The organism is Paenibacillus etheri, assembly GCF_001012825.1.
Taxonomy (GTDB): domain Bacteria; phylum Bacillota; class Bacilli; order Paenibacillales; family Paenibacillaceae; genus Paenibacillus_AQ; species Paenibacillus_AQ etheri.
The window spans coordinates 292,995-305,484 of the sequence record NZ_LCZJ02000033.1 but is presented as its reverse complement, the minus strand read 5'-3'; the positions used below and the strand labels follow the sequence as shown (position 1 = coordinate 305,484).

The following is a 12,490-nucleotide window of genomic DNA, read 5'->3' as shown; positions in this document are numbered from 1 at the left end:
ATCAAATAGTACATTTTTTGAGATTGCTGGCTAGAGAACAGGCCAGCTACAATGCAAGTAACTCAGCTGTATATTTTGTTGAATAGCTGAGTTGATTAATATCAAAAAAATGCAGCCTTTTAACAACCTAGGGGGGATTCATGAGCAAGATTATTGTTGCAAAGAAGCACAGCTTGATACTTGGAAGACAGGAAAATAGGTTGTAGTAGAAGCTTACTGAACCCCTAGTGTGAAAATATAAGAAATTGCCAAACAGTCCCTTTTCCTAATGGAAACGGGGCTGTTTACATTTTAACTTGTGGAGATTTCTACAAAAGAGACTTTTTAGAGAAATTATTAAGAATATGAGTTACAGCACAAAGTTAAAGTTGTAGAAAAAGCAAAAAACATCAAAAAGTTCAGTTTTTGAGATTGCTGATTTGAGATCAGCACGGCTAAAATGCAAGTAACTCAGGATAAAGTTCATAAAGGAAGGGATAGAAACCATGAACAAAACAAAGACAGGATATATCATCCCCCATACACATTGGGATAGAGAATGGCGTTACCCTATATGGGAAAATAGATTATACCTTGTAAAGCTAATGGACGAATTAATTGAGACCTTAGAAAATAACCCGGATTACAAAACATTTCTTCTAGACGGACAAGTTATTCCTATTTTGGACTACTTACAGGTAAGGCCAGAAAACAAGGATAAACTTGTCAAATTTATTAAGGATGGAAGAATAGATGTAGGGCCTTGGTATACCTTGCCAGACCTTTACCCCATTAGCGGGGAATCCATCGTACGTAACCTTCTAAAGGGAAGAAGAGAGGCAGAAAAACTAGGGAATTGTTTGGATATCGGCTATGAGTCCTTCGGATGGGGACAGCCGTCACAGCTTCCGCAGATCTATAAGGAATTTGGAATAGATACGGTTATCGTATCCAAGAATGTAGACAAAAAACGAGCTCCACACTGTGAGTTCAAATGGACAGGCAAGGATGGTACAAGCGTCTATGCAACAAGATTAGGTGAAGATGCAAGAGCTAACTTTTTTATGAATGCCTATATTCATATTATGAACGGTGTAGCTTACAAGTCGGATGACTACAATTTTGACATGGGGAATTATGGTCAAGTCTATCATCAGGCGGATAGTGAGAACTATATACAAGACTATTTCAAGATTGAGGATACAGAAAAAATACACCCAAAGGTTATAAAAGAAGCGGTTACTAAGGCATGGAATAGTATGAAGGACACACTTATGCCAGATGACAGAGCAATGATGGATGGTACGGATTCCACAACGGTTCAACCTCAATTAATGAATCTGATACAGGCAATCAATGAACAATTTGACGACATCGAGTTTAAGAGCTCCACATTAGGAGAATATGTGAAGATTCTCAAGGAAAAGCTCAGCTTGGATGAGTTGATTGAGATCCACGGTGAAATGAGAGACGGACCAACAACCTCGTTGTCTGGGAATGCTCTAATGACAAGACCACATATCAAAACACTGAATAAAAAGGTTCAAAACAGCTTGTTTAATCAGGCAGAGCCTTTATCAGTAGCTAATATGATGGCAGGTGGCAAGTATGATGAGTCATTCTTGCAATTAGCTTTAGATTACATGTTATTATCCCATGCGCATGACTCCATAAATGGAGTAACCCAAGATAAAACGGTAGACGATGTACTCTATCGATTAAACCAAGCTTTGGAAATATCAAATGCGATATCCAATAAAAGCTGTCAGGATCTGATCAGACATATTGATCTGTCACAATATAATCGCGAGGATATCATACTTGTGGTGTTCAATCCATATGTAAAGCCAAGAAATGAAATAGTAAAGGCCTATATTGATACCCCGCAAGTTCAAAATATATGGGAGTTTGACATTGTGGACTGTGATGGAAATGTATGTGAGTTGCAGCATATATCCAGAACAGAGGTAACATCCCCAGTGGTACATCTTCAGACTAGACCGTTCCCTTATTACTCCGACCGTCATTGTGTAGTATTTAATACGGGAGAAATACCAGCAGGCGGCTATAAGGTATATAGATTGTGCAATAAAGTAGAGTTTAGTAGAAAAACAGAATTTTGGGCAAAGACTAGAACAACGGATGGGAAAGAATTAGCTACATCTTCTACATGTATGCAAAATGAATTTATCAAGGTTGAAGTGAATCCGAACGGAACCATTTCCATTCTAGATAAAGTAAATGGAAACTGCTTCGATAATCTCAATTACTTTGAAAGTACGGGAGATGTAGGCGATTATTGGATGTACTATCCTCCATATCATAATCAGACGTATAACAGCAAAGGCTGTAATGCCAGCATTTTCTTAATGGAGAACGGCAATCTTGCAGCTACTATTGGGGTTAAGCTTACCATGGAGTTACCTAAATATGCCTATCGTCCGGACAACTATGTAAGAGGCAAGAGTGAGCGTTCTGAACAAACAGAGCATTTGACCATAACGACTTATTATACATTAAAGAAAGATGCTAAAAATGTAGAAGTTAAGGTTGAGATCGATAATAACTGTAAAGACCATCGTATGAGTGTTCTATTTGATACTGGAATCGAAGCGAGATCTGTTGATGCGCAAGGGCATTTTACAGTAGACAACAGAGATGTTACACCGCTTAAGGATGACAGAGGTCACTATTATAATGAATTACTAACCCAACCATTGCAGAACTTTGTGAGCATAGCAGATGATCATAAGGGCTTTGGAATTGTTACCGATTGCTTAGGAGAATACAGTGTATCGCCGGATTGTAAACATAAAGATGGTGGAGATGGAACGCTGTCCATGACTCTGTTTAGAGCTGTAAAAAATATTATCTGTACTGAATGGAGAAGTGCAGGGGTATTCCCAAATCAAGAGGGGGGACAATTGCAACAAAAGCTGGTGTACAACTATGCGATTTGCCCTATGAATTCAAGTTGGGAAAATAGTGATCTAAGTGAAATGGCAGATTGCTTCAATATTCCATTAAAGCCTGTTCAGACATGTGTGCCAGCGATGCTAGTCGAGAAATCAGAAGGAATCCTGCCGCCTAAACATAGCTTCTATCAAGTAACAGGTAAGTTAAGCGTATCCTGTATCAAAAAGGCTGAGGATAGCAACAGCATCATTGTACGTTTATTTAACCCATATCCTACTGAGCAAAGTGGAAGTATTATTTTTGGATGTGATGTACAAAACGTGTGCATGACGAATCTGAATGAGGAAGAAATGGCCGCTTCAAGTTTAAATATTATTGATAACTCTGTAGAACTTAATATCAAGCCTAATAAGATCGTAACTCTGAAGTTAGATCTAGCGTAAAGTTTAAAATCTGATAGATAGAAAGGAAATTACAATGCTGCAACAATATAATATAAAAGATGAATTATTTGGGTTTATCAATCTTGAAACTGGCGGAGATGGACTATTTCAACTTGGAAAAGACGGAGTTAAAGAAATTTTAACTCCTCATGACAAAAAAGTGGAATTTATTCTATTTGAAGATAAAACCTTATGTTATGTAAAATCTGCAATGGGCTATCCAGCCATATATCCGGTATATAAACCGAAGTATGAAGGGAATGCAAAAGCTATACTGATGGACTTAGACGGTACAAGTGTGCATAGTGAAAGTTTTTGGATGTGGATTATAGAGCAGACTGTATCGAGACTTACCAACAATGCTAAATTTACATTAGAGGCTAGTGATGAACCGCATGTTTCGGGGCATTCGGTATCCGAGCATTTGCAATACTGTATAGACAAATATTGCCCTAATCAGACAGTAGAAGAGGCAAGAAAACACTACTTTGCAATAACAGAATATGAAATGAATGAGATACTGCATGGCAGGGGAAAGACAGATGCATTCACACCTGCTCCTGGACTTAAGGATTTTTTATATGAGTTGAAAGCCAAAAACATCAAAATAGGTTTAGTCACTTCAGGTCTATATAATAAGGCGATGCCTGAGATCATATCCGCTTTCAAAACGCTGGGAATGGGAGATCCGCTAGATTTTTATGATGCGATCATTACAGCAGGGCAAGCATTGGTAAAAGGGCAAGTAGGAACGTTGGGAGAGCTCGCCCCAAAACCTCATCCATGGCTGTATTCTGAAACTGCAAGAGTTGGACTTGGTCTAACTGAAGAAGACAAGGGACATGTATTGGGATTTGAAGATTCATCAGCCGGGGTTGTATCGATCAGGCTGGCTGGTTTTTCAGCTATTGGAATCAATGGAGGAAATATCAGTAAGAGCGGAGTGCAGTCCTTATGCTTAAAAGAATATGATAATCTTTGCAATGCACTGCCGTTAATTTTATCCTAAATATACCTTAGTTAGTAAGTATTGAGTCGAGTGAAATCCAGGTATCCACTCCTGATTTTCGTTCGGCTTTTTCTATCCCCCATCGTATCCACAACCTCAAAAAATTCAAAGTATGTGATCAATAATCCACTTATATATACCGATTCAACCGGAAATATGCATGGAATGGGTGGGAAAAGTGGGAGTGCTGGTGGAGGCGCGTATACAGTTCCAAAATGGATATTTAAAGACTTTAAAATTGTTAAACTCAAAGCACAACAGTTAAACCTAATAATGTAAAGGTACCGCTGGATGGTTCTAACTCCTCTAATAAGTTGAAAGCGGAAGTAAATAGTCATAGCTTCAAAGTTTCCAACAAACATCTTCAGAGTGCTGGGGGAAACTAAAATTCAAGTTATTGTAGGAGCTGATGGTAAGATATGGACTTCTTATCCGATAAAGTAACAATAATCTTTCATTTTTCATTAGGTAATGATAAGGAAATTGAGAGAGAATTAGTTTTAGCAAAAAACTTTAAACTACTTGCCGATATTGAAGGTGAGATAGAAATCATCATTAACAACAAAATTTTCTTTTCAGAAAAATATCTTTTGCTATTAAGGGGAACTTGAGTCGCAGTTCGTAAAGTTATATTCTCTAAGAATTAACGACTTTATCGGCAAGTAATAGTACGGAGACACCAGATGGCTTTGTTCTATGTGGTTCTTTTTTTGATGGGGGTACCAAGTGTCTATTGAACCCATCATTTTACCAATAACACATCTAATAATACCGTTACAAGGATTTTTGGATTTTATTTGTACGCACAAGAAATGCTTGGTTTTATATCCTAAATAACGTAATAGCGTTACGAATAACAGGTCGATTATGGTCAGATACCACAATCCCTTTACTCTTCCCTTTTAGTAGTAGTAAGTTTATTTCATTCCAGTTTACATCGTATCGTGTCCATAACCTCAAAAAATTCGACAACACCGGTGAGGACATGGAGGACCTGATCTCCATCGGCACCATCGCCCTGATCAAGGCTATCGAGAGCTACCGCCCGAACAAAGGGACAAAGCTGGCCACTTTTGCTGCTCGTTGTATTGAAAACGAAATCCTAATGCACCTTAGATCACTAAAGAAGACCCGTAAAGATGTATCTCTGCACGATCCAATTGGGACAGACAAGGAAGGGAACGAAATTACACTCATCGATATTCTTGGTTCCGAAGCAGATGATGTCATTAAAGAGGTCGATCTTAAGATTGAGAAGAGCAAGATTTATCGTAATCTTGATATTTTGGATGATCGGGAAAAAGAAGTTGTCGTTGGGCGATTTGGACTTGATACAGGTGGAGAAGAGAGGACGCAGAGGGAGATTGCGAAGGAGCTTGGTATCTCACGGAGTTATGTGTCGCGGATAGAGAAGAGGGCACTCATGAAGCTTTATCATGAGTTTTATAAGGCGAAGCGGTGATTTTAAGTTATTTAGCTGTTGTGAAGTATACGTAGATTGTTAACCTCCTTGGAAGAGTAAGGAGGTTTTTTTATTTTGTTGTTCAAAATTTCGATAATCAGCCGAACCTTTCTCAGTCATTCTTCCTTTTCCGGAGTTATTCTAAATGGGAAGGATGATTATGGAATGGTTGAGATCCATTCTGCTGGTCGTCTCTTTAAGCACATTAGGTTACTTTTCCTATGTTAAATCTTCCACGCCCATGGAAGCGGATATGAGAACACACTCCTCCAAAGTATTGGGTCGAACTGCGTTGTTGATGGATGAATACTTTGCTCATATTGCGAATTCAATACAGGTCGTATCTGTTAATCAAAATGTTATTGAAACTTTAAAACGATTGATTTGGTTTTATCAGATTTTATCGTATGAAACAGGTGGTAGACACATTAAAATGTCAGGATTTTATAAAGATGTGTCTTTATAAAATAAATACTAGACGTATGGAATGAACTATTATTACTTGGAATACCCCGCAATATGCGGAGATGTTAAGTGAAATACCAATAGTTAATTATTAAGAGGTTTTTTATGAGAGATCATGATTCAGAGTCCGAATTGGAATGGCCGAACCTTGTAAAAACAAAAGTGGAGTAAAAGCCTGAAAGCAATTATTTCACGACGTATTATGACTAAGAAAGGTGTGATTATAGAAATGAAAAAAATCTATGTGGTAAACAAAACTCATTTTGACATTGGTTTTACCGATTTAGCAGAAAATGTCTTGCACAAGTATTGCCATGATTACATTCAAAACGCAATCACTTTAGCTGAAGACTTAAGAAAAGAGGGCAAAGACTTTGTTTGGACAACAGGTAGCTTTATTATTGAATATTACTTCAAAAACATGGATCAAGAAGCTTGTAAAAAGCTAGACGACGCCATAAAGAAAGGTTACATTCGCTGGCACGCAATCCCGTGTACGTTTGAATCTGAAACTATGACACCTCAAACTTTACATTACATGACTTCAATCTCAAAGAAGTTAGATGCTCGTTATGGATACAAAACAACAAGCGCAAAGATGACCGACGTCCCAGGACATACTATCGGGATTGTTGATGAGTTATATCGTCAAGGAATTAAATTCCTACACATTGGTGTAAATGGCTCGAGCTCAATTCCAGAAGTTCCAGATACATTTCTATGGAAGAATGGCGAAAGTGAGATAATTGTCTCTTATTCAGACGACTATGGTGGCGTAATCGGAATTGATTGCATAGATAACAAGCTGGCGTTTATGCATACTCATGATAATAGTGGTCCAGGAACAAAAGAGAAAATTAACGTCTTTTTGTCAAAAATGGCGAATGAGTATCCAGACTATGAGCTTGAAATGACTTCAATGGATCAGTTTGCAAATGAAATTTGGGAAGTACGTGACCAACTGCCAGTTATTACAGAGGAGATTGGGGACACATGGATTCATGGAATGATGTCTGATCCGAAAATCATTCGTGATTATCGGATTTTAACTAATTACATGTTTGATAACAAAATAGAAAATGATGATGCTAATTTCTATGCGATGTTAGTTCCAGAGCATACTTGGGGAATGGATATCAAACGCTATTTCAGTGACTATATGAATTATGAAAAGAAAGACTTCCAACGAGCGCGTAGTTTAGACCAAATTACGGATCCTGATTTAACCTACGCTTATGGAATTGTTAAAGATGCAACTGTTGGCGAAATGCAATTCACTTATAATGAGTGGACTGATCGTTCGTACAAATTTTATGAGTCTTCATGGAAAGAACAACGCAAGAACATTGATCGTGCAATAGCTTGTTTGGAGCCTGAAGATCAAAATAACATTAAAAAACTTATCGAAGTTCCATATCATATCTTTGAAAACCAAGGTATTGAATGTGGTTTGGAAGAATTGATTTCGGTAAACGGGTATCAAGTTATGTTTACTAGCGATGGTTCAATTAACCACTTAGAAAAGGATGGAACACTTTACTTTGATCAGGACAACAAACTCGGGGTTCTGAGCTATACAATTGCTGGGCAAAATGACTATGATAACCTACGTTACAACTATTTGCGTGAATTACAACATAATTGGTGGGCAATTGACTTCTTAAAGCCAGGAATGGAGATTCAAAAACGAATTCAATTGAATGAAAATTTCACACCACATGTTGTGAAATTAGTTATGGAAAATGATTCGATTATTGCAACTTTAAAGTATAGCCAAAGAGCTGTGGAGGAGTATGGTGCTCCAAGAGTTGTAAAGGTTAAATATCAATTTGGAGATAAAGTTGAAATTGCACTATTATTAAAGGATAAAGATGCAATTCGTTATCCAGAAATTTATTCTTTTGACATTACACCACGTTTGAATTCGCCGTACTTAACTAAGATTCGTAAAATTGATACCGTTATTTCACCTTTTGAAGTGGTAGGTCACGGAAATAAGTTGCAACACATGATTGAAGAGTTAATTTACGATGGCAGCGATAAAAAAATCAATATTAAACCTATGGATGCCCCTCTTTTGGGAATCGGAACAAATAACAATCTAAGTTATAACAACAAATACCATCAAGACAATAATAAATTTACGTTTACACTATTGAACACAACATGGGGAACTAATTTCACGATGTGGTATGAAGAAGATATTTTTGCTCGTTTTGAGTTAGTGTTGGGATAACAATTTCCTGCGAACATAATGAGCATACAGGGCGCTCATGAAGCTGTATCATGAGTTTTATAAGGCGAAGCGTTGAGATATAGACGATAATTAGAGATTCACAATAGAGTATTTAAGAGCGACTTGCCAACAGGGGAGTTGCTTTTTTGTTAAGTCAAGTAGTTGGCGCTAATAAAATGAAAATAAAAAAACAAGGTAAAAACAGGAATCTTTTCTATCATTTTAAATAAGACATGAAATTAAATCAATTTCGAGCTCATTCGGCGGTAGCGGCACTGCAGGCGGGTGAGCATTTCTGCCATAGGTAGGGTAATCTCCATCGGCATCAGTATTTTGGTGCTCCAGCTTTTCCATTGTTGCTGCGTGGATTGAAATCGACAGTTATGTATCGAAACGTGGAAACAGAAGAAGTACGCAGCGGTCAAGGTTGGATGTCGCGAGGCATTCTGCTTCGCTTAACGGGAGATTATGACAGCGCATTAATTAGGCTGAGTCAAGTATGAAAAATATAAGGTAGGTTTACTAGAAAAGCACAGAATAAAAACTGCCCTAGTCACTAAATATAGTGCTAGGACAGTAATTAACACTTCCTCAGAACGTGAATTTATTATTTGCTCTCTGAAATATTATAAACAGTATTCCTATATTCAGAAGGGGAGGTACCAATCCGTGCTTTAAAAATACGACTAAAATAGCGAGGATCTGTATAGCCAACCATTTCAGAAATTAGCTTGATATCTAAATCTTCCCTTTCTCGAATTAATCGAATGGCGTCATTGATTCTTAAATCTATAAGGTATTTCATCGGCGAGTCACCCGTATATTTTTTGAATACTCTAGCAAGATAGGTGCCATTAAAATTAAAGTGCTTTGACAAATCTTCAACTTTAATATCCTCTGAGAAATGTCCCTTAAGATATTCGATCAATTGATTAGCTAATTCCTCATTACTGAAATATTCTAAAGTTCGAGATTGTATTAAGTCATGAATAATATTCCATATTTCCTCTTTTATTGATGTTAAACTGTTTGCAGTAAATAATGAAGTATGCAAAACATACTCAACATGAACAGAATTGACAATAGCGTCAAGTTGATAGTGGTGAGTTAGGAGATTTATGATTTGCATCAAATTTTGTTCGACTGTTTTTTGGGGCAACATTCTATTGTCATATTCCTCTAGTACTGAAAAGAGGTCTTTTTTTAAGATATTTAAGTTATTGGAACACATACTTATTTTAAGTTTATTTTGGATGTTTGGTTCTAAATAGGGTGATATTGGTTTATCTTGTATATTTCCACACGAATATACGACCTTTTTTCCTATAACAAAGTTATTTTCTAATTTCCAACGTATTTCTTGAGAAGTATCAGGAATTTTATCATAGGAAATAGGTTGGTTATTATGGCATATGCTAATGGCTGTGATGTCGATACAGGACTGCAACTTGTGTAGAAATTTATTCGCTAAATGATGTATTTCTTCGTTTGAACTATTCTTGTCTATAGTGAAAACAATATACTTTTGATTAGGACATAGTTCATTGATAAGCCAAACTTGTTGATCACTTCCAAAAACATGAACAAATAATTGATCCCAGTTTATTTTTTCCCATAAAGAAGAAATGCTAGAAACCATACTACTAGATAGAGAATTATGAAATAAATTACCTAAACCTACAAGAAATAAGACAAAATAATTTTGCTTATAACAAAAAGGCAATGAATGAATATCTTCCATTCCATTCAATGTGGATAACAACATAGTGGATTCGTTAGATTTATATTTTTGGTTAAGAGACGAATAAAATTTTTTAAGTAAAACGGTAAGTTCCTCTGCATCGAGAGGCTTTAGAAGATATTCTTTTACACCTAATTTAATCGCTTGTTGCGCATATTCAAAATCACTATAGCCACTTAATATAACAATGTATAAATCTGGATCTAATTCTTTTAATTCCTTAGTTAATTGCAATCCATTCATAACAGGCATCTGTATATCCGTAAAAACAACATCTGGTTTTAATTCTTTATACATATGAAGTGCTTCTAAACCATTCGAGGCAGTTCCTATAACTTGAAAGTTCATTTCTGAATTTGTTATTTCATTTATAGTATCTTGTAGAATAATTGGTTCATCTTCTACGACCAATACAGTGTAATTTCTTGTGTTTGTCATAGTTTACCTCCTATTGTAATAGAAACTCCTCGATCAGGTAATGGTTCAATTTTAAAAATGACTTCATCCCCATATAAGATTTTTAACCTTGCAAATATGTTAATTAACCCCATACCGTTAATCTGACTATTTGAAATATCACGGTAAATATTGAATTCCGAAAACTTCTTTTGAAGCTCTACTAATTTTTGCTTTGTAATGCCGATGCCATTATCGGAAACTGTAATAAACCAGTTATTATGATCAATTGTGCCTTGTATATCTATTATCCATGGAGGAGAAATTTCGGTAGCGAATTTTATACTATTTTCTACTAGTGGTTGAATAATTAATCTTGGAATTTCAATGTTATATAATTCTTCAGGAATATTTAATTGGTAGATCAAATTATCCTGAAACCTGATCTTCATAAGGTTTAAATAGTTATAAGTGTAATCGAGCTCATCTTTGATAAGTACAGGGCTACTACTAGAACTCGACACATAGCGTAGCATAGTTGAAAGATTGGTGCATATGTCTACGATCCCTTTATTGGCAGATTCTTTCCCCATAATTTTGATGATAGCTAACGTATTATATATAAAATGAGGATTCATCTGTGATTGCATGGCAGTAAGACGAGATTGTATTTCAAGTGATCTTGCGGCAACAACAGCATCTAACGAATCTTGCAATTGGTCGCACATTTTAACAAATACATGGTGTAAACCTTCAATTTCAACAATACCGCTATTCATATTCTGAGGAAGATGGATGGGTAACTCATCTAATTTTAGTTTCTTCATGTTGGTATGTATTTGTCTGATTGGATTTGACAGTTTTCGAGATAACAAATAATTTATTACCATTGTAAGACATACAGCAATAAGACCAATCAAAGATAAAGTGTTACGTAATGCATTAATTGGAGCTAGAAGCTCATCTTCAGGTTCTGTTGCGAGTACCGTCCAACCCGAAAAATCTGACTGAGTTCCAGCAATAATTAGTTTTTCATTATCGATCGTATTTTCATTTTTTAGAATAAATGAGGAATTTGTTGATGGAGTAATTGAAGCAAAGTAATGATCTAAAGACAACTCAGCATTATTTAAAGGATAGATTAATTGCTGGTTTGAATCATAGATAATGATTTGTTTAGTATTTTTAGATAATAATTTATTCAAGTTTGTATTAATAATATCAATTATTTCTTGATAGTTGACTTGAGTTTCAATTATTGCAGTAGGTTTAGGATCAGAAACATTCTCAGAAAAAGAGCGATAAAGAGAAACTACTTGTGTACCTTTGCTAGCCCAAGCGGTAACATGTGGAGGAGTTATTAACTTTTTACCGTCCAGCTTAAGGATGTCAGTAATTAGTGATTGATTATCTAATTTACTTGTATCTATTTTTTTTACGAAGTAATTATGACCAAATCCAGCATAATTTCCATTCAGATTTAGAATATTTATTTGATAATTTTTATAGTGCTGAGGTTCATAAATTAAGGTAGCAAGGTAATTAAATTCTCTTTGTAACTTATAATCATGCGTCTCAAATAGCTTACTGTCAGTAAAGATAAGACTTTTGGCTTGTTCGGCAAAGAGCACTCTTTTTTGCATAGTGTTCATCTCAGCTAACACCATATCTAATTCCTGAATAGCTGTATTAGATAACTGGGAAAGCGATTCTGTGGCTCTCTCTTCTAATATAGTCGATGTATATTTATAAAATATGACCATGAAAAGAGAAATGGTTACAATCATAATCGTTGTGTAATTTTTAAAAAGTTTAAATTGAATTTTGTTTAGTTTTGACATAA

The 12,490-nt window shown here is 35.8% G+C and carries 8 protein-coding genes and 1 pseudogene; 7 read left to right on the top strand and 2 right to left on the bottom strand.

Annotated elements, in window-relative coordinates:
- Positions 1-485 precede the first annotated feature (485 nt).
- The 7 genes and pseudogenes from UQ64_RS20960 to UQ64_RS30265 form a co-directional block, all read left to right on the top strand.
- Positions 486-3,338 carry a glycoside hydrolase family 38 N-terminal domain-containing protein gene (locus UQ64_RS20960; RefSeq protein ID WP_060625406.1) on the top strand — a complete coding sequence of 951 codons (2,853 nt, stop codon included), beginning with the start codon at positions 486-488 and terminating at the stop codon, positions 3,336-3,338.
- 34 nt (positions 3,339-3,372) lie between these two features.
- Positions 3,373-4,347 carry an HAD family hydrolase gene (locus tag UQ64_RS20955; RefSeq protein ID WP_060625405.1) on the top strand — a complete coding sequence of 325 codons (975 nt, stop codon included), beginning with the start codon at positions 3,373-3,375 and terminating at the stop codon, positions 4,345-4,347.
- 419 nt (positions 4,348-4,766) lie between these two features.
- Positions 4,767-4,958, top strand: coding sequence for a DUF7878 domain-containing protein (locus UQ64_RS20950; RefSeq protein WP_060625404.1), 192 nt, complete (start codon positions 4,767-4,769; stop codon positions 4,956-4,958).
- 308 nt (positions 4,959-5,266) lie between these two features.
- A complete protein-coding gene (gene sigK, locus UQ64_RS20945; RefSeq protein ID WP_082651232.1) occupies positions 5,267-5,809 on the top strand; it encodes an RNA polymerase sporulation sigma factor SigK in 543 nt (180 codons plus the stop codon).
- A gap of 160 nt (positions 5,810-5,969) precedes the next feature.
- On the top strand, positions 5,970-6,275 hold the full coding sequence (locus UQ64_RS20940) for a hypothetical protein (protein ID WP_156417628.1): 306 nt from the start codon (positions 5,970-5,972) through the stop codon (positions 6,273-6,275).
- 201 nt (positions 6,276-6,476) lie between these two features.
- Positions 6,477-8,510 (top strand): DUF5054 domain-containing protein, encoded by a 2,034-nt coding sequence (locus tag UQ64_RS20935; RefSeq protein WP_060625402.1) that lies wholly within the window; start codon positions 6,477-6,479, stop codon positions 8,508-8,510.
- A 347-nt stretch (positions 8,511-8,857) separates the two neighbouring features.
- Positions 8,858-9,013, top strand: a pseudogene (locus UQ64_RS30265) (GH36 C-terminal domain-containing protein); the annotation flags it as partial.
- A 104-nt stretch (positions 9,014-9,117) separates the two neighbouring features.
- Here UQ64_RS30265 and UQ64_RS20930 read toward each other — a convergent pair.
- Together UQ64_RS20930 and UQ64_RS20925 are read right to left on the bottom strand one after the other, a co-directional pair.
- Positions 9,118-10,689 (bottom strand): response regulator transcription factor, encoded by a 1,572-nt coding sequence (locus UQ64_RS20930; protein WP_060625401.1) that lies wholly within the window; start codon positions 10,687-10,689, stop codon positions 9,118-9,120.
- Positions 10,686-12,488 (bottom strand): sensor histidine kinase, encoded by a 1,803-nt coding sequence (locus UQ64_RS20925; RefSeq protein ID WP_060625400.1) that lies wholly within the window; start codon positions 12,486-12,488, stop codon positions 10,686-10,688. Before UQ64_RS20925 ends, UQ64_RS20930 begins: the two co-directional genes overlap by 4 nt.
- Positions 12,489-12,490 lie beyond the last annotated feature (2 nt).

Excerpts from the sequence above, each read along its gene's own strand:
- UQ64_RS20940 (WP_156417628.1), top strand. The coding sequence starts at position 5,970 with ATGGAATGGTTGAGATCCATTCTGCTGGTCGTCTCTTTAAGCACATTA.
- UQ64_RS20925 (WP_060625400.1), bottom strand. The coding sequence starts at position 12,488 with ATGTCAAAACTAAACAAAATTCAATTTAAACTTTTTAAAAATTACACA.
- UQ64_RS20960 (WP_060625406.1), top strand. The coding sequence starts at position 486 with ATGAACAAAACAAAGACAGGATATATCATCCCCCATACACATTGGGAT.
- UQ64_RS20930 (WP_060625401.1), bottom strand. The coding sequence starts at position 10,689 with ATGACAAACACAAGAAATTACACTGTATTGGTCGTAGAAGATGAACCA.
- UQ64_RS20950 (WP_060625404.1), top strand. The coding sequence starts at position 4,767 with ATGGACTTCTTATCCGATAAAGTAACAATAATCTTTCATTTTTCATTA.
- UQ64_RS20955 (WP_060625405.1), top strand. The coding sequence starts at position 3,373 with ATGCTGCAACAATATAATATAAAAGATGAATTATTTGGGTTTATCAAT.
- UQ64_RS20935 (WP_060625402.1), top strand. The coding sequence starts at position 6,477 with ATGACTAAGAAAGGTGTGATTATAGAAATGAAAAAAATCTATGTGGTA.